At 59.8% G+C, this 21,824-nt stretch carries 21 protein-coding genes; 5 read left to right on the forward strand and 16 right to left on the reverse strand.

What is annotated here, in order from left to right; translation table 11 throughout:
• Positions 1-29 precede the first annotated feature (29 nt).
• Genes EQV97_RS19870 through EQV97_RS19880 form a run of 3 tightly spaced genes read left to right on the forward strand, consistent with a single transcriptional unit; the run spans position 30 to position 3,185 of the window.
• Positions 30-263, forward strand: a complete 234-nt coding sequence (locus EQV97_RS19870) for a PP0621 family protein (RefSeq protein ID WP_122839012.1) — start codon at positions 30-32, stop codon at positions 261-263.
• The gene (locus EQV97_RS19875) at positions 253-1,842 is read left to right on the forward strand and encodes an ATP-binding protein (protein WP_240889600.1); all 1,590 of its coding nucleotides are present in this window, start codon (positions 253-255) and stop codon (positions 1,840-1,842) included. Before EQV97_RS19870 ends, EQV97_RS19875 begins: the two co-directional genes overlap by 11 nt.
• A gap of 2 nt (positions 1,843-1,844) precedes the next feature.
• Positions 1,845-3,185, forward strand: a complete 1,341-nt coding sequence (locus EQV97_RS19880) for a sigma-54 dependent transcriptional regulator (RefSeq protein ID WP_122839010.1) — start codon at positions 1,845-1,847, stop codon at positions 3,183-3,185.
• Positions 3,186-3,244: 59 nt separating this feature from the next.
• On the opposite strand, the gene thiO is transcribed toward EQV97_RS19880, so the two are convergent.
• Genes thiO through EQV97_RS19915 form a run of 7 tightly spaced genes read right to left on the reverse strand, consistent with a single transcriptional unit; the run spans position 3,245 to position 10,019 of the window.
• On the reverse strand, positions 3,245-4,345 hold the full coding sequence (gene thiO, locus EQV97_RS19885) for a glycine oxidase ThiO (protein WP_122839009.1): 1,101 nt from the start codon (positions 4,343-4,345) through the stop codon (positions 3,245-3,247).
• Positions 4,346-4,397: 52 nt separating this feature from the next.
• Positions 4,398-4,802, reverse strand: a complete 405-nt coding sequence (locus EQV97_RS19890) for a type IV pilin protein (protein ID WP_225569594.1) — start codon at positions 4,800-4,802, stop codon at positions 4,398-4,400.
• A 14-nt stretch (positions 4,803-4,816) separates the two neighbouring features.
• Complete coding sequence (locus tag EQV97_RS19895) at positions 4,817-7,918, reverse strand: PilC/PilY family type IV pilus protein (RefSeq protein ID WP_240889602.1); 3,102 nt, start codon at positions 7,916-7,918, stop codon at positions 4,817-4,819.
• On the reverse strand, positions 7,905-8,387 hold the full coding sequence (locus EQV97_RS19900; RefSeq protein WP_122839006.1) for a PilX N-terminal domain-containing pilus assembly protein: 483 nt from the start codon (positions 8,385-8,387) through the stop codon (positions 7,905-7,907). Before EQV97_RS19900 ends, EQV97_RS19895 begins: the two co-directional genes overlap by 14 nt.
• An 11-nt stretch (positions 8,388-8,398) precedes the next feature.
• Entirely contained in the window at positions 8,399-9,112 is a 714-nt protein-coding gene (locus EQV97_RS19905) for a prepilin-type N-terminal cleavage/methylation domain-containing protein (RefSeq protein ID WP_225569597.1), read from the reverse strand.
• Entirely contained in the window at positions 9,109-9,555 is a 447-nt protein-coding gene (pilV, locus tag EQV97_RS19910) for a type IV pilus modification protein PilV (RefSeq protein WP_240889604.1), read from the reverse strand. The genes EQV97_RS19905 and pilV overlap by 4 nt, the downstream gene beginning before the upstream one ends.
• A complete protein-coding gene (locus tag EQV97_RS19915; RefSeq protein ID WP_240889606.1) occupies positions 9,552-10,019 on the reverse strand; it encodes a GspH/FimT family pseudopilin in 468 nt (155 codons plus the stop codon). Before EQV97_RS19915 ends, pilV begins: the two co-directional genes overlap by 4 nt.
• A 127-nt stretch (positions 10,020-10,146) precedes the next feature.
• Here EQV97_RS19915 and EQV97_RS19920 point away from each other — a divergent pair, with 127 nt between their 5' ends.
• Complete coding sequence (locus EQV97_RS19920; RefSeq protein ID WP_240889733.1) at positions 10,147-10,689, forward strand: GspH/FimT family protein; 543 nt, start codon at positions 10,147-10,149, stop codon at positions 10,687-10,689.
• Here the strand turns inward: EQV97_RS19920 and ispH are convergent.
• From ispH to murJ, 6 genes are all read right to left on the reverse strand, one after another.
• Positions 10,666-11,613, reverse strand: a complete 948-nt coding sequence (gene ispH / locus EQV97_RS19925; RefSeq protein ID WP_122839062.1) for a 4-hydroxy-3-methylbut-2-enyl diphosphate reductase — start codon at positions 11,611-11,613, stop codon at positions 10,666-10,668. The genes EQV97_RS19920 and ispH overlap by 24 nt on opposite strands.
• 138 nt (positions 11,614-11,751) lie before the next feature.
• Positions 11,752-12,189: an FKBP-type peptidyl-prolyl cis-trans isomerase gene (gene fkpB / locus EQV97_RS19930; protein ID WP_205896024.1), complete on the reverse strand. Its 438-nt coding sequence runs from the start codon at positions 12,187-12,189 to the stop codon at positions 11,752-11,754.
• Positions 12,190-12,196: 7 nt separating this feature from the next.
• Positions 12,197-12,709 carry a signal peptidase II gene (gene lspA / locus EQV97_RS19935; protein WP_122839001.1) on the reverse strand — a complete coding sequence of 171 codons (513 nt, stop codon included), beginning with the start codon at positions 12,707-12,709 and terminating at the stop codon, positions 12,197-12,199.
• Positions 12,702-15,533 carry an isoleucine--tRNA ligase gene (gene ileS / locus EQV97_RS19940; RefSeq protein WP_225569600.1) on the reverse strand — a complete coding sequence of 944 codons (2,832 nt, stop codon included), beginning with the start codon at positions 15,531-15,533 and terminating at the stop codon, positions 12,702-12,704. Before ileS ends, lspA begins: the two co-directional genes overlap by 8 nt.
• A complete protein-coding gene (gene ribF, locus EQV97_RS19945; RefSeq protein ID WP_163019397.1) occupies positions 15,534-16,484 on the reverse strand; it encodes a bifunctional riboflavin kinase/FAD synthetase in 951 nt (316 codons plus the stop codon).
• A 121-nt stretch (positions 16,485-16,605) separates the two neighbouring features.
• Positions 16,606-18,144 (reverse strand): murein biosynthesis integral membrane protein MurJ, encoded by a 1,539-nt coding sequence (murJ, locus tag EQV97_RS19950; protein WP_240889608.1) that lies wholly within the window; start codon positions 18,142-18,144, stop codon positions 16,606-16,608.
• 252 nt (positions 18,145-18,396) lie between these two features.
• On the opposite strand from murJ, the gene rpsT reads away from it, so the two are divergent.
• On the forward strand, positions 18,397-18,675 hold the full coding sequence (gene rpsT / locus EQV97_RS19955) for a 30S ribosomal protein S20 (protein ID WP_008154937.1): 279 nt from the start codon (positions 18,397-18,399) through the stop codon (positions 18,673-18,675).
• A gap of 170 nt (positions 18,676-18,845) precedes the next feature.
• On the opposite strand, the gene EQV97_RS19960 is transcribed toward rpsT, so the two are convergent.
• The 3 genes from EQV97_RS19960 to cgtA all read right to left on the reverse strand — a co-directional run bounded on the left by EQV97_RS19960 (position 18,846) and on the right by cgtA (position 21,796).
• The gene (locus EQV97_RS19960) at positions 18,846-19,304 is read right to left on the reverse strand and encodes a CreA family protein (protein ID WP_045059353.1); all 459 of its coding nucleotides are present in this window, start codon (positions 19,302-19,304) and stop codon (positions 18,846-18,848) included.
• A gap of 12 nt (positions 19,305-19,316) precedes the next feature.
• Positions 19,317-20,435 (reverse strand): glutamate 5-kinase, encoded by a 1,119-nt coding sequence (gene proB / locus EQV97_RS19965; RefSeq protein WP_045059352.1) that lies wholly within the window; start codon positions 20,433-20,435, stop codon positions 19,317-19,319.
• Between the two features lie 137 nt (positions 20,436-20,572).
• Positions 20,573-21,796: an Obg family GTPase CgtA gene (gene cgtA, locus EQV97_RS19970; RefSeq protein WP_122838996.1), complete on the reverse strand. Its 1,224-nt coding sequence runs from the start codon at positions 21,794-21,796 to the stop codon at positions 20,573-20,575.
• Between the last annotated feature and the right edge of the window lie 28 nt (positions 21,797-21,824).

Here is a 21,824-nt window from a genome sequence, read left to right on the forward strand (position 1 = left end):
CTCCATCACTCGTCATAAAGCAGCTCAACATGCTTCGTTTATTGTTCTGGATCGCCCTGATTGCCGCCGCTATCTGGTTGTGGCGCAAGTTCAAGGGCCAGGCGGCAGCGCCTCGCTCGCCTGCCGAGCGGGAAGCGGCCCCCATGGTTCGTTGCGCCCATTGCGGCGTGCACCTGCCCCGGGAGCGAGCCTTGAGCCTTCAACAGCAATGGTATTGCAGCCAGGCTCACCTCGAGCAAGGCCCGGGCTCCAGTGACCGCTGAGACCACCCGTCCCGGCCACAAACAAGCCCAGCGACTGCTGCGTCTCTATCATCTCTACCGCCTGAGCGTCGGCATCACTCTGGTGCTGCTGATTTCCAGCAACATGGACAGCCAGCTGCTTTCGCTCGCCAATGGCGAGCTGCTGCGCAGTGGCAGCTGGCTGTACCTGGTATTGAACATTCTGCTGGTAGTGTTCCTGGAGAACACCCGGCGCCCTGGCCAGCTTCTCACCCTGGCACTGGTCGACGTGTTGCTGTTGTGCGCGCTGTTCTATGCCGCCGGTGGCGTGCACAGTGCGATCGGCAACCTGTTGATTGTCTCGGTGGCCATCAGCAATACCCTGTTGCGACGACGCATCGGCCTGCTGATCGCCGCCATCGGCGCGCTCGGCATCGTAGGGTCGGGCTTCCTGCTGAGTTTCAGCCAACCCACCAGCCCCAACGATTACTTGCAGGTCGGCACGCTGGGGGCGCTTTGCTTTGCGGCAGCATTGCTGGTTCAAGGCCTGATCCGGCGCCTGGAGGTCAGCGAGACCCTGGCCGAACAGCGCGCCAGCGAAGTGGTGGGGCTTGAAGCTCTGAACTCGCTGATTCTGCAGCGCATGCGTACCGGTATTCTGGTGGTCGACGATTTACGACGCATTCAACTGGCCAACCACAGCGCGCTGAAACTTCTGGACCATGGCGCGCTTGAAGGGCGCTCGCTCGACCAGGACTTTCCAGAACTGGTCGAACGCCTGCAACTATGGTTGAACAACCCGACATTGCGTCCCCAGAGCCTGAGAATCGACAGCAATGGCCTGGAGCTGCAGCCCAGTTTCATTGCCCTTGAGCGAAGTCCAAGGCAGCAGACCCTTATATTCCTTGAAGACCTGGCGCAGATCGCCCAACAGGCCCAGCGACTCAAACTTGTCGCGCTGGGGCGTCTTACCGCGAGCATCTCCCATGAAATTCGCAATCCACTGGGCGCCATCAGTCACGCCGCCCAGCTATTACAGGAATCGGAGGAACTGAACAGCGCCGATCGGCGTCTGACGCAGATCATTCAAGATCACTCCCAGCGGATGAACCGGGTCATCGAAAACGTCCTGCAATTGTCCCGGCGCCAACAAACAGTGCCCCAGCGGCTCGATCTGAAGCCTTGGCTTGAGCAGTTTGTCGCTGAAGCCCGCGAGGCCGTGACAGAAACCCGGCAGCTTCATCTGAGCATCGCACCGGGAGACTTCAGGACCTTAATGGATCCCAATCAACTGACCCAGATTCTCGACAATTTGTTGCGCAATGCCTGGCGCCACAGCGCCCAGATAAATGCCCAGGCGCAGGTCTGGCTGGAGTTGTTCCTGGACCCGCACAGTCAGCTGCCGACCCTGGAGGTCCGCGACAACGGCCCTGGGGTCCCGGCGCCAGCCCAGGCTCATCTGTTCGAACCTTTCTTCACAACGAGCCCCCAAGGCACAGGCCTGGGGCTTTATCTGTCCCGTGAGCTGTGCGAAAGCAACCAGGCCCGCCTAGACTTCAAACCACGCCAAGGCGGCGGCTGCTTTCGCATCACCTTTGCTCACGGACGGAAACAAAGTTGAACATGAGCCCACTGCAAAAAATTCTGATCGTCGACGATGAACCGGATATCCGCGAACTCCTGGAAATCACCCTGGGCAGGATGAAGCTCGATACCTTCAGTGCCCGCGACCTTGGCGAAGCCCAGGCCTTGCTGGCGCGGGAAAGCTTCGACCTGTGCCTGACCGACATGCGCCTGCCGGACGGCACGGGGCTGGAGCTGGTGCAATACATCCAGCAACGTTATCCACAGCTGCCAGTGGCCATGATCACGGCGTATGGCAGCCTGGAAACGGCCATCAACGCGCTCAAGGCCGGTGCTTTCGACTTCCTGACCAAGCCGGTCGACCTGACCCGTCTGCGTGAGCTGGTCACCACCGCGCTGCGCCTGTCACCCGTGGGTGGCACCGCGATTTCAATCGAGCGCCGGTTGCTGGGTGAGTCCCTGCCCATGCGCAACCTGCGCAAACACATCGACAAACTGGCACGCAGCCAGGCCCCGGTGTACATCAGCGGTGAATCCGGCAGTGGCAAGGAACTGGTCGCTCGACTGATCCACGAACAAGGTCCGCGCGCCAACCAGCCATTCGTTCCGGTGAACTGCGGGGCGATTCCGTCCGAGTTGATGGAAAGCGAGTTTTTCGGGCATCGTAAAGGCAGTTTCAGTGGCGCCATCGACGACAAACCCGGACTGTTCCAGGCCGCCAATGGCGGCACCCTGTTTCTCGACGAAGTGGCTGACTTGCCGTTGGCCATGCAGGTCAAGCTGCTGCGGGCGATTCAGGAGAAAGCCGTGCGCAGTGTCGGCGGACAACAGGAAACTGTGGTGGATGTGCGAATTCTCTGCGCCACCCACAAGGACCTCGACGCCGAAGTTGCCGCTGAACGCTTTCGCCAGGACCTGTATTACCGCCTCAACGTGATCGAATTGCGGGTGCCAGCGCTGCGCGAACGTCGTGACGACATCGAATCCCTGGCGAGCCATATGCTCAAGCGACTGGCCAGCAACAGCGGCGAGCCAGCGGTGAAACTCCACCCCCACGCGCTGGAAGCCTTGAAGAACTATCGCTTTCCGGGCAACGTCAGGGAACTGGAGAATGTTCTTGAGCGCGCTTATACCTTATGCGAAAACCAGCAGATTGAGTCCAGCGACCTTCGGCTCATGGAGGGCAATTGCACAGCGGATGGAGACTTACCGGACCTGACGCAGATCGATAACCTGGAAGATTACCTGGAAAACGTGGAACGCAAACTCATCCTCCAGGCGCTGGAGGAAACCCGCTGGAACCGCACGGCAGCGGCTCAGCGGCTGAATCTGTCATTCCGCTCGATGCGCTACAGGCTCAAGAAATTGGGGCTGGATTAAAGCAGGAAGATCGCACTCCCCGTAGGAGCTGCCGCAGGCTGCGATCTTTTGATCGTCTGTCAGATCCGCCCGGTTGGCGCATAGGGCGCCGGATCAATGATCGGCTCACGCCCCAGCATCACATCCGCAAACAACTGACACGACGCCGGCGCCAGTACCAGGCCATTGCGATAATGTCCGCAATTGAGCCACAGCCCCTCGAACCCGGGCACCCGACCAATGTACGGGATACCCTCCGGTGAACCCGGACGCAATCCAGCCCAATGCCCGACGACTTCAGCGTCCGCCAATGCCGGAATCAACTCCACCGCTGAAGCTTTCAGGCTCTGCAGCGCGGTCTCGGTCGGCGTCTTGTCGAAGCCCTCGTGCTCCAGGGTACTGCCGATCAGAATATGCCCATCGCGGCGGGGAATCGCGTATCGCCCCTTGGCCAGCACCATGCTCGGCAAAAAATCGGCAGCGCATTTGTACAAAATCATCTGGCCTTTCACCGGCTCCACCGGCAGCTCAAGCCCGAGGGTCTTGAGCAGATCCCCGCTCCACGCCCCCGCAGTCAGTACCACCTGGTCAGCCGCAATCGCGCCCGCCGAGGTCCGCACGCCCACCACCTGCTCACCTTCACGAATGAACTCGCGCACCTCGCACTGCTCATGAACAGTCACATTCGGTAACGCCAGCAATGCCGCCTTGAGGGACTTCACCAGCCGCGGATTGCGCACGTTGGCGACGTCGGCCATGTAGATCGCCCGGGAAAACCCCGGCCCGAGCACAGGCACGGCATCATGGGCCGCCGAGAGGTCCACGGCACGTAGCGGCCGGTGTTCGCGTAGCGCCCAGGCCAGCGCTTCGGCTTCATCGTCCAGGTCCAGCCAATACAGGCCGGTGGTGTGCACTTCGGGGTCCACACCAGTGGCCGCGAACAGGCGCGCGCCAAGTTGTGGATAAAAATCCTGTGACCAGTGCGCCAGGGCGGTGACCGCCGGGCTATAACGCCACGGGTACAGCGGCGAAACGATACCGCCACCGGCCCAGGACGATTCCTGGCCGACATTTGATCGATCCAGCAGTACAACGCTTTGTACTTCAGAGGCGAGATTGAATGCCGTCAGCAGGCCAATCACTCCGCCGCCGACGATCACCACTTGCTGTTGCCTGGTCATGTTCTGATCCAACCATTAGATAGACAGGGGCACAAAACGCACCCGAAAAAACTCAGCGACCCCAGCAGTCCTTGGTGGTCAGCCCGGCTGCGGCATTTTCCATGCCTCTGGCGCCGGTGTTGGTAATCGTGAAATCCCCGCACTTGTCAGTGGCCATCGCCGAACCGACTTTACGCTTCGCGGTCAGCTTGTAGGTCTGATCGGCCAGGGTGGGCACTATGGTGTAGTAGTCGTTACCCGCGCTCAAGGTCGCGCCGGTGTACACACTGGTTTTCGAGTTGGAGTAAAACCGCTCGAGTATCTGCGCCTGCTCGGAGAGCAATCCTGCCACTTCAGCCCGGCGGCCCTTTTTCACATATTCGGTCAGGCTCGGATAGCCAATGGTGATGACGATACCGATGATCGCAATCACGATCATGATCTCGATCAGGGTAAAACCGCGGTTCGATCTACGCATGCCTGCACTCTCGCTTACTGAATTTGTCGCCACATGATGCGTCGGCTGCCACCGCCGGCCTTTTCAACCAACGAGGTTGGCGTTCCGCTGGAGTCGTTGACGATCTTGCGGGCGCCGCCGTTGACGATGGCGTTGAGCACCGGTATCCCGCCCGTGAACACCACGCCGCTGGAAATCGCGTCCGTGCCATCCACCAGCCCGTCACCGTTGGTGTCGAGCACAGCATAATTGAGCATCTTACCGTTGAACGCATCCAGTTCGACCAGTTTGCCGGTACCAAAACTGGCACAGGGGTCGGTGGTGTCGACGCTGGCGGTGGTGAAGACAATCCGCCCCAACACCAGGGCCGCCTGGTTGATCACCCGCTCACCGGTCAGCGCGCTGTTGTAGACCAGTGGCAGGTACCAGCCCTTCTCTGCCGGGTAGGTCACTTCGTTCTGGCTGGTGGTGATGAATTGTCCTGCGCTGCCCGAGAACACACTCTGCACCGATTGCTGCTGCAGATTGGCCGGGGTGAACTGCCCGGAACCACCGTCGGCGTCCCACACGGCATAAAAAGCCTGCAGATCCTTGTTGGTCTTGTCTGCGGTCTCATTGAACTTGCCCGTTCCGAAAAATACCACTTTGCCGCCCAGGGCGTTGTCGGCCAGCAAGGGTTGCGCAGTGATAGGCTGCAACGTGCCGGCGGCGGTGGTAGCGGTAAATAAAGGCTTGCCGGCAAACGCCACGTTCCACGCATCGCTGCTGGTACTGCTCAGGTCAAACTTCCACAGCCGCCCCTTGAGGTCACCGCCATAAGCGGCCTGTACCACATTCTGCGAGTTGACCTTGAGCTTCACTGAGGACAGCCCGTTGTCGTTTCCGGTGCTGTCGGCCACGATTTTCCTGATCAGCGAGCCGTTGCTGAGGTCGATGACGTACAACGCCGCCACCCCTGAGTTGCTCCCGTAACCGTTCGAGATAAACGCCGCCCAGCGGCCATCGTCCAGACGCGCCACTTCGGGACGAGCGTAGGCATAACCCAGGTCATTAAAAGCATTCGCAGGGGTCGGCGTGGCCGGTGCACTGATCTCCCAGGCCGCCTTGGTCACGTTGCCCGCCGTAGCGTCGAACAGCTGCAGCCCGTAAAACGTCCTGCCGCCCGCCCCGGTTCCGCCCACGGCCATGGTTTTCCAGCCCGAGCCGATTTTGGCGTCGAACACGCCGACCTGGCCATCCACTAAAAACTTGTGGCTGGTGCCGTTGATGTAGGTGGGATCGGCGATGTAACGCAGCGACGGCAGGACGCTGGAGGGCATGTAGGCGTAACGCCGGCTGCCATTGCTGGTGTTACTCGTGGGGCTGGCGTTGATGACGCTGACAAAACCGTCGTTGCCGTTGACCACCAGACTGGCAGTCATATTGGCAGCCTTGTTGGCCAGGTAGGTGCTGTAGCTGCTATCACCGGCCAGGTCGGAAGCCGTTTTCTCCGTGGGCGAGGCCAGTACCAGCGGCGAGTTGATGATGTCGCCGAGCAAAGCGCTACGTACCTTCAACCCGGCCTTGTTGATGCCTTTGCTCCACTCCACCAGATCGGTGCCCTTGATGTTGGTGGGCAGCCCCTGGTTCAGGACCGCCTGCTGCGACGTCGAGAAGTTGTTGAACGCCAGGGTCACCGGCACATTGTCCTGGGTATTCCAGGACTGGTAGGTCGGTGCAGTCGCGCCGGGAACTATGGCCTTGTCCGTGCTCCACAGCAACGAGCCAGTATCCACCGCACCCGTGGCAGTGAAGCCAAAGGATTTGATAGTGCCGCGCCAGTCCTTGGGGTCGTAGCTGGTCTGGTAGTACGAAGAACCGATCCCGACCACAGCGCTGCTGGTGGTGCCGCTGCCACCCGAACCGGCCTTGGAGGTGATTTCGCTCAATGCCGATGACAGCGCGGTGGTCAGGTCGGTGCTATCGGTGGCGAGGTAGTACTTGCCCTGGCCATACTTCGCCGCGGCTTCGAGCATTTGATTGGCGATGGTGAAGCCTACGGTATAGGTGTTCATGTTCTGCCTGGGGAAATCTGGGGAATCCCAGGCTTTCTTCGCCAGATCGACCCCGGTCGAACGCATGCTGATATCAAAAGCAAACTTGGCGATGTCATCCAGAAACAGCGAATCACCCTCGTCGTCACCACCCAGGGGGTTATCGCCATCGTTGCTGATGCCGTCCCAGTTGGGCAGTCTTGGGCCGTCCTTGGCCGTGGCCTGGGGGTCGTCGGTGGGAAAGGTTCGGTCGAAGGTTGGCAAACCATCGGTGATCACCACACCGTAGTTTTTCTGGCAGCGGTACTGGATCGGGCTGGTATAGGTTCTGGAGCCGTTGTAGTAAGAACCCAGGCCGCGCATGTAGCGGGTGACTTCGTAGTAGGTTTCCGCCAACGGCGTGTTGGCGACAGCCCTCAAGTCGTCGATGGAATCGGTCAGCGCGTTGAATTTGGCTTCCGTGGTCAGATCGTCGATGGGGACGGCGATGTAGCCGCCGTTACCCCGGTTGTTGCTGGTTACGGCGTTGAACGTCGCGAGGCCGATGCGTAGCGTGCGGTTGGCGGTAACCAGCGAAGTCGATACGCTGCGCGCCACGCTGATCCGTGATTCGATGGGAATGGGCGAGCTGGACGTGGAAAAATCCGTTCTCTGGCCGTTGGCCAGGCCTACAACATAGGCGATGTAATTCGCCGAGTAGCGGGTATCGCCGTTGCCGGCGGGGTCTGGCAATTTAATACACAGGGGCGTAGCGCTGTTGTTGTAAAACGAGTAGTAGCCGTTCGAACAGCCTGACGTGGATAGGCTCGACAGGAATATCGAATCCCCGGTGATCGCTGTTGAGCTCCGGCACTGCCCCTGGGACATGTTGCACTCCCGGGCTGGTGTGCGATTGATGTTCGGATCGAAGGCGGCGGCATAGATGATGTTGTTCATGCTCCCCGAGTTGTCGATCAGCAACATCACGTTCGGCGCCACCGCGGCCGCACTCAGCAGGGGCGAGTCGGACGGTGTGAAGGCATAGGCCGGCGCCGCCAGATACAGACTCACCAGCATGCCGCAGAGCATCTGCCACCAACCGGCGCGCCGCTCAGTACTTCGCATAAATACTCTCCACTACACTGCGCACGTTGTTGCCCACGATGGCCACTGCCGTGACCCGGTACAGCGTCGCAGAGGTGTTGCTCGGCACATTGACCGCATTCAGCGTGGTGCCGATGTTCTGTACTCCGTAGAAGCCACTGCCGGCGGCGATCCAGGTCACTCCCGACGTCGAATTGAACCCGGCGCCAGTCATCGAGGTGGACTCTGCGGGCGGCGCACACTGGATGGTCCCACTGCACACGGCCAAGGTATAGGTGGACAGTTGCACCGCATTTTCGCCCATGCGTAACGCCGCTTCGGCGAGCTGGAACGACTGATTGCGCAACGACACGCTGGTGGCCATTTTTTCCTGCAGGGTGGCGCTCTGCATCGAGGAAAGACCAATCAGCGTCAGCAGTAGCAGAAATACCAGGCTGACCAACAGCGCCATACCGCGCTGGGAGCGAGGAACCGCATCAGGAATACTCATCGGCCCCTCTCTCATTGCAGGCGATTGCGCAAGGCGGCAACCACGTTGAAGGTTTGATCGCGGACCCTTTTTTCGGGGTCGGTAAGGGTCAATGTCAGGCGCACGCTGCGAATACGCGCCGGGTCAGAGGGGTTACTGCTGTAGCTGGAAGCGGCCACTTCGCTGGCAGAGCTGGCGAGGCCGAAGCTGACGTCGAAGGTACTGACATTGTCCACCAGTACGAATTGGGTCGGCGTACCACCATGCACGCCCATCGTCAGCTGTCCGTTTTTCAGGCTGTAGACAAGTCGCCGGATCGGAAACGCCAACTGCCCCGCTACCGGGGCCTTCGCCTGACTGTAGGCCGTGGCGCTGTTTCGACAATCGGAAATCACTGTCCAGGTGGGCGTTCCACCATTTACGCCGACATCGCCAGTCACCAGCGTGAGCCTGAGGTTGGTGCTGTCCCAGCTGATGGGCGTGATCTGGCTGGCACTGAAGTCGCTCGCAGAACTGGAATCAGTGATGATCCCGAGGCAACCGAACATGCCGACCATGCGAATTTCCTGAATCATTTTGCCCAGCACGAACCGGGCGTCTTCCTGCATGTTGGACGCGTTGTTCTGACTGACGTAAGTGTTCTTGGCGGCGATAAAAATCTGCGCCACGCCCAGGACGACCACCAGGCTCAACGCGAGGGCGATCAATAGCTCGATCAGGCCAAAACCTTTTTGAGCGCGATTCATGGCGTCGATACCGGGTCGACGGTGGCGCGACTGGTCAATACAAAACTGCGGCGAGTATTGGTATTGGCGGCGCGGGAGTCATCCCAGGTGATCGTGATGGTGTACACCCGTTGGCTCAGGGCAATGGTACCCGTGGCAGTGGCACCCAGGGCGCTGGCGATGTTGCTGGTGAAGTCGAAAAGGTCCTGATCCCGGGCCACGCTCAGGTTGCCCGAGGTCGGGGGCGTGATCGTATAGTCGGCGCCGGAGTTGGCGCGAATGCGGTCCATCATGTCGTAGGCAATGAAGCTCGCCTGGCTGGTCATCCGCGAACTGTCGGTGTACTTCAGGGCATTGAGCTGAATCGCCGCTGCGCCCAATAGCCCCACGGTCAGAATCAACACTGCAACCAGCACCTCGATCAGCGTCATGCCCTCCTGGGCACGCTTGCTCCCTTGCCTCATCCGCAGTTTCCACCCAATAAAATACGTCCGTTCAAACACACATTCAGCGTTCGGCTCTGTGCCCCCAGCACATAAGTGATCGCCACTGCAGTAGCAGGTGCCGCCAGCCCGCCCAGGTTATTAAAATTGATTGCGGTCACTCCTGAGGTTAGCGCCAGACTCGCCCCGCTGCTCATTGCAGGAACAACCCGCAATACATTGGCTGGCGAGCTCGAAATGTCGGAAACCGTCAATTCGCCGGTCCAGGCTCCGCCCTTGGGAAGAACCTGAGTGGTAATGCCTCGGTCAATCGCCTCCAGCCTCGCGTAACTCAGGGCCCGTCGCAGATCCCCGACCTCGGTGTCGGCCTTGGTACGTTGCACTGAACTGGTAAATGCCGGCACGGCCATGGTGATCAGGATCAGAAAAATGGCCAGTGCAACCAGCAACTCGATCAGAGTGAAACCTTTTGTACCACGATCCATCAGTGCCCTCCGTTGCCGTCGGCTATACCTGCTGCTACACGCTAGAACATTCAGCCGCAAGATGTTCGGTTGTTTTGCCTTCACTCGCGCAGGAATGCGCATGATCACACTCCAGGGAAGCAATGACATGCATCAGCGAGGCTTCAACCTGGTCGAACTGCTTATGGGACTGACGATTGCCGGGATTGTTCTGGCGTTGGTCACCCCGGTGTACGCGACGCTCACCGAGTCAATTTATCGCGAAGAGGCTGCAAAGTCGCTGGTCGGTGGCTTGCGCAGCGCGCGAAGCGAAGCAATCACCCGCAGCCAGACGATCATGATCCACGGTATTAACGGCGATTGGAGCCAGGGATGGCGAATCATTGTCGATGCCAGCAGCCAGGGCTATGAAGACAGCAGCAATCCACTGCTGGTCGAACGTCAGGGCAGTGCTGGTACAAAGGTGGTCGGCAACAAGAATGTCAAAAGCGCGATACGGTTCAGCCATCTCGGCGAGCCGCTGCAAGGCGGCTTTCAAGCGGGGACGTTGCATGTGTGCGCGTCACACGAGCCGGTCAGCCAGTATCAGGTGGTACTGGCGTCAACCGGTCGAGTCAGCCTGCACAGCAACAAGCTGCAACAGGCCCTCTGCGTCGGCGCAGAAGATTCAGAGCAGGGAGCGGACGCGTAATTCCTTGGGCATGGAGAACGTCACATTCTCCTCACGACCTGCCAATTCGTCGGCACCGGTAGCGCCCCACGCCTCCAACTGCTGGATCACACCGCGCACCAGCACTTCCGGTGCCGAAGCGCCTGCGGTGATGCCGATCCGCTGGACGCCGTCGAACCAGCTTTTTTGCAGGTCCTCGGCACCGTCGATCAGATAGGCCGGAGTGGCCATGCGTTCAGCCAGTTCACGCAAGCGATTGGAGTTGGAGCTGTTCGGGCTACCCACGACCAACACCACGTCGCACTCATCGGCCAGTTGCTTGACCGCATCCTGGCGGTTTTGCGTCGCGTAGCAGATATCGTCCTTGCGCGGACCACCGATCGCCGGGAAACGCGCTCGCAGGGCATCGATGACCCGGCTGGTATCGTCCATGGACAAGGTGGTCTGGGTCACGAATGCAAGCTTCCCGGGATCACGCACCTGCAATTTCGCGACGTCTTCTTCGTCTTCGACCAGGTAGATCGCGCCACCATTGCTGCCGTCATACTGGCCCATGGTGCCTTCGACTTCCGGGTGACCGGCGTGGCCAATCAGAATGCACTCACGACCGTCGCGGCTATAACGCGCCACTTCGATGTGAACCTTGGTCACCAGCGGACAAGTGGCATCGAACACTTTCAAGCCACGGCCGGCGGCTTCGGTACGCACAGCCTGGGATACGCCGTGGGCACTGAAGATCACGATGACGTCGTCGGGCACCTGTTCGAGTTCCTCGACGAAAATGGCTCCGCGGGCGCGCAGGTCTTCGACCACGAATTTGTTGTGGACAACTTCGTGGCGCACGTAGATCGGTGGCCCGAAGACTTCCAGGGCGCGATTGACGATTTCAATCGCACGGTCCACACCGGCGCAGAAGCCACGGGGGTTGGCGAGTTTGATTTGCATGCTGTGCCTCGTGTCTTGCCCTGTAGGAGCGAGCTTGCTCGCGAAAAACGAGCAGGCACCGCGTACATCCAGGATGTAAGCGTTATCGTTGACGACCATCGCGAGCAAGCTCGCTCCTACAGAAAGCCGATTTGTTAGTTACAGCGATACGACGCTGATGATCTCGACGTCAAAGGTCAAGGTCTTGCCCGACAGCGGGTGATTGAAGTCGATGGTCACCTGCTCGTCATCGAACTCTTTTACCACGCCTGGCAGTTCGGTATTGGCCGCATCGTTGAAGATCACCAGCAAACCTGGCGACAGGTCCATGTCCTGGAACTGCGAGCGCGGGATGACCTGCACATTCTGTGGGTTTGGCTGGCCAAACGCGTTTTCCGGTGCAATCGTCAGCGTGCGCTTGTCACCGGCCTTGAAGCCGAACAGCGCCGCTTCAAAACCCGGCAACAAATTGCCATCGCCCACCTTGAAGGTCGCCGGGGCTTTGTCGAAGGTGCTGTCGACGGTGTCGCCGTTCTCCAGGCGCAGGGCGAAGTGCAAGGTGACTTCGGTGTTCTGGCGGATGCGTTGCTCAGCCAATACGTGCTCAGTCATGAACGGCTTCTCCGGTCTTTTTACTTTTGAACATATCCAGCGCCAGCATCACGGCACCGACTGTGATGGCACTGTCGGCGAAGTTGAATGCCGGGAAGTACCAGCGGTTCTGCCAGTGCACCAGGATGAAATCGATCACATGGCCATAAGCAATGCGGTCATACAAATTGCCCAGCGCGCCACCCAGCACCAGTGCCAGGGCGACTGCCAGCCAGGTCTCGTTGCGTCCCAGACGCTTGAGCCACACCACCAGCACTGCACTGACCACGATAGCGATCAGGGCAAACAACCAGCGCTGCCAGCCGGAGCTATCAGCCAGGAAGCTGAACGCCGCGCCAGTGTTATAGGCCAGGGTCCAGCTGAAGTAATCAGGGATCACCACGATTTGCTGGTACATGCTCAGGGAGCCTTCGAAGTAGAACTTGCTGGCCTGGTCAATCACCAGGACCAGCAAGCTCAACCACAGCCAGCCCAGCCGTCCGAAACGGCCAATGGCATTAGGCATAGTGACGAACCTCGCCAGCGCCGCTGATGTTATCAACGCATCGGCCGCAGATTTCCGGATGCTCCGGGTTCACGCCGACGTCTTCGCGGCAGTGCCAGCAACGGGCGCACTTGGCGAAGGCGGACTTGACGATCTTCAGTTTCAGGCCACTGACTTCGGTGACTACCGCGTCCGCCGGGGCCTGGACAAAAGGCGCCACGCTGGCGGTCGAGGTGATCAGGACGAAGCGCAGTTCGTTGCTCAGTCGGGCCAGGTCCGCGCTCAGCGCGTCTTCGGCAAACAGGGTCACTTCGGCCTGCAGGTTGCCACCGACGGCCTTGGCCGCACGCTGGATTTCCATTTCCTTGTTGACCGCCACCTTCACCGCCATGATCCGCTCCCAGTAGGCGCGACCCAGTTCGACGTCGTCCGGCAGCTCGGTCAGGCCTTCGTACCAGGTGTTGAGCATCACCGATTCGTTGCGTTCGCCCGGCAGGTATTCCCACAGTTCGTCGGCAGTGAACGCGAGGATCGGCGCGATCCAACGCACCAGCGCTTCGCAGATGTGGTACAGCGCGGTTTGCGCCGAACGGCGGGCCTTGCTGTTGGCGCCAGTGGTGTACTGGCGGTCCTTGATGATGTCGAGGTAGAAACCGCCCAGCTCCTGCACGCAGAAGTTGTGGATCTTGGAGTAGACGTTCCAGAAACGGTATTCGCCGTAATGCTCTTGCAGCTCGCGTTGCAGCAGCAAGGTACGGTCCACGGCCCAACGGTCCAACGCCAGCATGTCTTCGGCCGGGAGGATATCGGTGGCCGGGTTGAAACCGGTCAGGTTGGAAAGCAGGAAGCGCGCGGTGTTACGGATGCGCCGGTAGGCATCCGCACTGCGTTGCAGGATCTGCTCGGAAACCGCCATCTCACCCGAGTAATCAGTGGAAGCGACCCACAGACGCATGATGTCGGCGCCCAGGGTGTCGTTGACCTTTTGCGGCGCGATCACGTTGCCCAGGGATTTGGACATCTTGCGACCGGACTCGTCGACGGTGAAACCATGGGTCAGCAGCTCGCGGTACGGCGCGTGATTATCGATGGCGCAACCGGTCAGCAGCGACGAGTGGAACCAGCCACGGTGTTGGTCCGAGCCTTCCAGGTACAGGTCGGCACGCGGGCCGCTCTCGTGGCCCATCGGGTGCGAACCGCGCAGGACGTGCCAGTGCGTGGTCCCCGAATCGAACCAGACGTCGAGGGTGTCGCTGATCTTGTCGTACTGCGGCGCTTCGTCACCGAGCAACTCGGCAGCGTCCATCTTGAACCAGGCTTCGATACCTTCGACTTCAACGCGCTTGGCGACTTCTTCCATCAGCTCGGCAGTCCGTGGGTGCAGCTCGCCGCTTTCCTTGTTCAGGAAGAACGGGATCGGCACGCCCCAGTTGCGCTGGCGGGAGATGCACCAGTCCGGACGGTTGGCGATCATCGAGTGCAGGCGCGCCTGGCCCCAGGCCGGAACGAACTTTGTTTCCTCGATGGCCTTGATCGCCCGCTTGCGCAAGGTGTCGCCGGTCACTGGCTCTTTGTCCATGCCGATGAACCACTGCGCGGTAGCGCGGTAGATCAGCGGGGTCTTGTGCCGCCAGCAGTGCATGTAGCTGTGTTCGATGATAGTGGTGTGCAGCAGCGCACCCACTTCGGTCAGCTTGTCGACGATTGCCGGGTTGGCCTTCCAGATGAACTGGCCGCCGAAGAATTCCAGCGCCGGAACGTAGACGCCGTTGCTCTGAACCGGGTTGAGGATGTCGTCGTTGACCATGCCGTATTTCTTGCAGGTCACGAAGTCGTCCACGCCGTAGGCCGGGGCGGAGTGAACTACGCCGGTGCCAGCGCCCAGTTCCACGTACTCGGCCAGGTAAACAGGCGACAGGCGATCGTAGAACGGGTGACGGAAGTTGATCAGTTCCAGTTCTTTACCGGTGGTGGTCGCAATGACCGAACCTTCAAGGCTGTAGCGGGCCAGGCACGACTCGACCAGCTCTTCAGCCAGTAGCAGCAGCTTGTCGCCGACGTCGACCAGGGCGTAGTTGAATTCCGGGTGAACGTTAAGCGCCTGGTTGGCCGGGATGGTCCACGGGGTGGTGGTCCAGATCACGATCGAAGCCGGCTTGCTCAACGATGGCAGACCGAAAGCGGCAGCCAGCCTGGCTTCATCGGCAATCGGGAACGCCACATCGATGGTCGACGACTTTTTGTTCTCGTACTCGACTTCCGCTTCGGCCAGGGCCGAACCACAGTCGAAGCACCAGTTCACAGGCTTCAAGCCCTTGAACACGAAGCCGCCCTTGACGATTTCAGCGAGGGCGCGGATTTCACCGGCCTCGTTCTTGAAATCCATAGTCTTGTACGGGTTGGCGAAGTCGCCCAGCACGCCCAGACGGATGAATTCGGACTTCTGGCCTTCGATCTGCTCGGTGGCGTAGGCACGGCACAGTTCGCGGGTCTTGTCCGCGCCCAGGTTCTTGCCGTGGGTCACTTCGACTTTGTGCTCGATCGGCAGGCCATGACAGTCCCAGCCCGGAACGTATGGCGCGTCGAAGCCCGACAGGGTCTTCGAGCGGATGATCATGTCCTTGAGAATCTTGTTCAGCGCATGACCGATGTGAATCGTGCCGTTGGCGTACGGAGGACCGTCGTGAAGCACGAACTTCGGACGATCCTTGCCAATCTCGCGCAACTTACCGTACAGGCCAATGCTGTCCCAGCGCTGCAGAATTTGCGGTTCGCGCTGAGGCAGGCCGGCCTTCATTGGGAAGGCGGTGTCCGGAAGGTTTAGCGTGGCTTTATAGTCGGTCATTTAAGGCTCTTCATTAGCGATTGGCGCTAGGTGCGACAGGGCACGGGCGGCGGCAACATCCGCATTGATTGCCGTCTTAAGCGCCTCCAGAGAGGCGAAACGCTGCTCTTCACGCAGCTTGTGGTGGAAGACCACCGTCAAACGCCGGTCATACAGATCGCCGGCAAAATCTAAAAGATGAACCTCGAGATGGGCTTTGCCATCCCCCTGGACCGTGGGGCGCACACCGATATTGGCGACGCCGGGCCAGGTCTTGCCGTCGATATCGACATTGACCAGGTACACCCCGGTCAATGGAACACGACGACGCTTGAGCTGAATGTTGGCCGTGGGGGTACCCAGTTGGCGCGCCAGCTTCTGGCCGTGCAAGACCCGCCCGGCGATACGGAACGGCCGGCCGAGCAGCCGTTCAGCCAGGGCGAAATCGGCGGCGGCCAGCGCATTGCGAACCTGGGTGCTGCTGACGCGAATACCTTCAAGCTCCACCGTTTGAGCCGCCTCTACGGTAAAACCGTGAACCAGCCCGGCTTGCTGAAGGAATTCGAAATCGCCAACGCGATCACAGCCAAACCGGAAGTCATCGCCGACCTCCAGGTGCTGTACGCCAAGCCCGTCCACCAGGATGGTATCGACAAACTCGCTGGCGCTGAGCTTGCTCAGCCGCTGGTTAAAGGCCAGACACAGGACCCGGTCGACGCCTTCGTCGGCCAACAGCTGCAGTTTGTCCCGCAGCCGGGCCAGACGGGCCGGGGCCGTATCCGGGGCGAAAAACTCCCTGGGCTGCGGCTCGAAAATCACCACGCAGCTGGGCACGCCCAACTCGAGCGCACGCTCACGCAGCCTCGCCAGGATTGCCTGGTGGCCACGGTGAACACCGTCAAAGTTGCCAATAGTGGCGACACAGCCCCGATGCTGGGGGCGCAGGTTGTGGAGGCCTCGAACCAGCTGCATAACGCGCTTCTTGCTCATAAAGTGGTCGATTATAACCACACCCGGCGGCCGACGACAGGCAACACCGTAACCAAAGTCATCAAGCCGACCAAAACACCGGCTCGCCCCTGCTCTTGCGTCCTCAGCTGAGCGCCTTGCGGTTGAAGTCGCGCAAACGGAAGCCCAGCACAAACAACATGCCGAAATAAGCGATGACACCGGCGGCGACCAATGCCCCCAGGCGCAGGAAGCGTTCCAGCATATGCCCCTGATCCCAGACCGGCATGAAATGCATGCCCGCCAGCAACACGGCGGACATGACCAGCACGGCCACTACCAGCTTCAGGGCGAACTTCCCCCAACCAGGTTGCGGCTGATACATCTGCTGCTTGCGCAGCTGGTAAAACAGCAGACCGGCGTTGATGCAGGCGCCGGCGCTGATGGCCAGGGCCAGTCCGGCATGCGCCAACGGACCGATCAGCACCAGGTTGAACAACTGCGTGATGATCAGGGTAAAAATCGCGATTTTCACCGGGGTACGGATGTTTTGTTGCGCATAAAAGCCCGGCGCCAGCACCTTGATCACAATAATGCCCATTAGACCGACGGAATAGGCGATCAGGGCACGCTGGGTCATGGACGCATCAAACGCCGTGAACTGGCCATATTGGAACAACGACACGGTCAACGGCTCGGCGAGGATACCCAGCGCCAGGGAGCACGGCAGCACCAGCACAAAGCACAGGCGCAGGCCCCAATCGAGAATCCGCGAATACTCCTGGCGGTCCTTGCTGGCGTAAGTCTTGGCCAGGGTTGGCAGCAAAATGGTACCCAGCGCCACGCCCAGCACACCGGATGGCAACTCCATCAAGCGGTCGGCGTAATACATCCAGGACACCGAACCGGCCACCAGGAACGAGGCGAAGATGGTGTTGATGATCAGCGAGATCTGGCTCACCGACACCCCCAGGATTGCCGGCAACATTTGCTTCATCACCCGCCACACGCCGGTATCGCGCAGGCTCAGGCGCGGGAGCACGAGCATGCCGATCTTTTTCAGGTGCGGCAGTTGATACAGCAACTGCGCCAGGCCACCGACCAGCACTGCCCAGCCGAGCGCCATGACCGGCGGATCGAAGTACGGCGTGAGGAACACCGCAAAGATGATCATGCTGACATTGAGCAGCGTCGGTACGAAAGCCGGCACCGAGAAACGGTTGTAGGTATTGAGAATCGCGCCGGCCAGCGACGACAAAGAGATGAGCAGAATATAGGGGAACGTCACCCGCAAAAGGCTGGTGGTGAGCTCGAATTTTTCCGGGGTGTCGGTGAAACCGGGGGCCGTCGCCCAGATAACCCAGGGCGCGGCGAGCATACCCAAGGCCGTAACCAGCGCCAGCACCAGGGTCAGCAGGCCCGAAACGTAGGCAATGAACGTGCGGGTGGCCTCCTCCCCCTTCTGGCTTTTGTATTCGGCAAGAATCGGCACGAAAGCCTGGGAAAACGCGCCCTCGGCGAAGATCCGGCGCAGCAGATTGGGCAGTTTGAACGCGATAAAGAAGGCATCAGTCGCCATCCCGGCGCCGAATGTGCGTGCGATAAGCGTGTCACGAACGAATCCCAGAACCCGGGAAACCATTGTGATAGAGCTGACGGCGGCCAACGATTTGAGCAGATTCATTGAAAGAGTTTGTGCCTGTCGATAAACAGCAGGCGAACAAAGCGCCTACTTATGCGATACTCCGCGCCGCAGCAGCACAGAGCCAAAGCTCGCGAGTTTACAGGTCAAGCGCCGGAAATAAATATCCCGCCTCTTTATACCTACCACTTAGCGGAACGTTTCAACCGCCCTTGACAAGACATCAACTCATCGGCATGATTCGCGGCCTATTTTGTTTGCTATTTCCTAAAAAGTCTTTCGAGGAGCTCGACGGTGGCCAACACACCTTCCGCCAAAAAACGTGCAAAACAGGCTGAGAAGCGTCGCAGCCACAACGCCAGCCTGCGTTCCATGGTTCGTACCTACATCAAGAATGTAGTTAAAGCCATCGACGCAAAAGACGCTGAAAAAGCTCAAGCTGCTTACGTTCTGGCCGTGCCAGTTATCGACCGTATGGCCGATAAAGGCATCATCCACAAGAACAAGGCTGCTCGTCATAAGAGCCGTCTGAACGGTCACGTCAAGGCTCTGAACCTTGCTGTTGCCGCTTAAGCGATAAGCTTGTTGAAAAACCGACCCCAGGGTCGGTTTTTTATTGCCTGCGATTTGATGGGAGCGCAAAAAAACTGCAGAAGCGAGCTTGCTCGCGAAGGTCGTCAACTATTAAGTGCGCCGCCTGAATGTTCGCGGCGCGCTCTGGTTTTTCGCGAGCAAGCTCGCCCCTACTGGGCCCACGGCAGGATCGGGATAGCCGTCACCGCATTCTGCGGACTGCCTTCGATCAAGCGATCGCTATAGACCAGATACACCAGGGTATTGCGCTTCTTGTCGAGAAAGCGCACCACCTGCATGGTCTTGAATACCAGCGAGGTGCGCTCCTTGAACACCTCATCGCCATCCTTCAACTCCCCCTTGAAGCTGATCGGCCCGACCTGACGACAGGCGATAGACGCTTCCGCGCGATCCTCCGCCAATCCCAGCCCACCCTTCACTCCGCCAGTCTTGGCGCGCGACAGGTAGCAAGTCACGCCCTCAACCTTTGGATCATCAAACGCCTCGACGACGATGCGGTCGTTCGGGCCGACGATCTTGAACACCGTCGACACCTGGCCAATCTCTTCGGCCGAGGCCAGCAGTGGCATTGCCAACAGCAGGCCCAACAATCCTTTTGCCACACGCATTCGAATATTCCCTCAGACCAGAATCAGGTTATCGCGGTGAACCAGTTCCGGCTCCGCCATGTAACCCAATAGACCGACAATCGCTTCAGACGATTGACCAATGATTTTTTGTGCCTCCAACGCGCTGTAGTTGGCCAGGCCGCGGGCGATCTCACGACCATCCGGCGCTACGCACACCACCATTTCGCCGCGCCGGAAACTGCCCTGCACCCGCTTGACACCCACCGGCAGTAAACTCTTGTTGCCCTGGGACAAAGCGGTCACCGCACCCGCGTCCAGCACCAGGGTGCCACGGGTTTGCAGATGCCCGGCCAGCCACTGCTTGCGCGCCGCCAGCATGCCACGCTCAGGTGACAACAACGTGCCAATACGCTCGCCCGCCTTCAGACGATCCAGCACGCGCTCGATACGCCCGCCAACAATAATGGTGTGAGCACCAGAGCGCGCAGCCAGCCGTGCGGCACGCAACTTGGTTTGCATGCCGCCACGACCCAGGGCACCACCCGTGCCGCCAGCAACCGCATCCAGCGCCGGATCATCGGCCCGCGCTTCGTAGATAAGGTTGGCATCGGGGTTGTTGCGCGGATCAGCGTCGAACATACCGTCGCGATCAGTCAGGATCACCAGCAGATCAGCCTCGACCAGATTGGCCACCAGCGCCGCCAGGGTGTCGTTGTCGCCGAAACGGATTTCATCAGTGACCACGGTGTCGTTTTCATTGATCACCGGGATGACTTTCAGCTCGACCAATGCACGCAGGGTGCTGCGGGCGTTCAGATAGCGCTTGCGGTCGGACAGGTCGTCGTGGGTCAGGAGGATCTGCGCGGTGTGCCTGCCATGCTCGGCGAAGCTCGACTCCCACGCCTGCACCAGGCCCATCTGGCCGATGGCAGCCGCCGCCTGGAGCTCGTGCATGGCACTGGGTCGCACGTTCCAGCCCAAGCGACTCATCCCCGCCGCCACCGCCCCGGAGGACACCAGCACCAGCTCAACGCCAGCCTCATGCAAAGCCACCATCTGCTCGACCCAGACACCCATTGCCGCGCGATCCAGGCCCTTGCCGTCCGCCGTCAGCAAAGCGCTGCCGATCTTCACGACCCAACGCTGCGCACCTGTCACCTTGCTCCGCATCATCTTCAACCTTAGCTTGAGGACAGCGCGACCTGGCACTGCCCGTGACGTTATTCGTGGTTATTCGTGACCAACAATCGATTTCCAGATACTAAAACGCCGCTCGATTGAGCGGCGTTCAAGTTTATAGCAACAGATCAGTCACGCACGTAAATGATTTCCGGACCGTCTTCATCATCCACGTCTTCTTCGTCCCAATCATCGTCACCGATGTCATGGACCGACTTCACGCCGCTGCGACGCAGGGCACGCTGGTCATCCAGAGCCTGCAGCTGGGCACGGGCTTCGTCTTCGATGCGCTGATCGAGCTCGGCCAGCTCTTCCTTGTAGGCTGGATCATTGGCCAGACGATCTGCACGATCTTCCATGTAACGCATGATGTCATGGCAAAGGCGCTCGGTGCCCAGCTTGGAAATGGCGGAAATCACGTAAACCGGACCCGTCCACTCCAGGCGATCAACGATCTCCTTGACGCGCTCATCATGCTCTTCTTCAAGAATCTGGTCGCACTTGTTCAACACCAGCCAGCGATCACGCTCAGCCAGGGACGGGCTGAATTTGGTCAGCTCGCTGACGATCACTTCAGCAGCATCCGGAGCACTGGTGTCATCCAGCGGCGCCATGTCCACGAGATGCAGCAGCAGACGGGTACGCGACAAGTGCTTGAGGAAGCGAATCCCCAGGCCAGCACCGTCGGAAGCACCTTCGATCAGGCCCGGAATGTCCGCAACCACAAAACTTTTCCAGCGATCGACACTGACCACACCCAGGTTCGGTACCAGCGTGGTGAACGGGTAGTCGGCGACTTTCGGCTTGGCGGCCGAAACCGACCGGATGAAAGTACTCTTGCCAGCATTCGGCAGACCCAGCAGGCCCACGTCAGCCAACACCTTCATCTCCAGCTTCAGGTCACGTGCCTCACCCGGCTTGCCCGGAGTGGTCTGGCGCGGAGCACGGTTGGTACTGGATTTGAAACGGGTATTACCCAGACCGTGCCAGCCACCATGAGCCACCAGCAGTTTCTGGCCAGCCTTGGTCAGGTCGCCAATGACTTCCTGGGTCGCCGAATCGATAACCGTCGTGCCTACCGGAACGCGCAGGACCAGCTCTTCACCTTTCTTGCCGGTGCAGTCGGTGCTGCCACCGTTGGAGCCACGCTCAGCATCGAAGTGGCGAGTGTAGCGGTAGTCCACCAGGGTGTTGAGGTTTTCGTCGGCGACCATGTAGACAGAGCCGCCATCACCACCGTCACCGCCATTGGGACCACCATTCTCAATGAATTTTTCGCGACGGAAGCTCATGCAACCGTTGCCGCCGTCACCGGCCTTTACTCGAATCGATACTTCATCAACAAACTTCATAACAAAACGCCTCTCGTCATGCGGACGA

Origin of the sequence: Pseudomonas sp. TMW22090 (assembly GCF_022496665.1) — a bacterium.
Lineage (GTDB): Bacteria > Pseudomonadota > Gammaproteobacteria > Pseudomonadales > Pseudomonadaceae > Aquipseudomonas > Aquipseudomonas gregormendelii.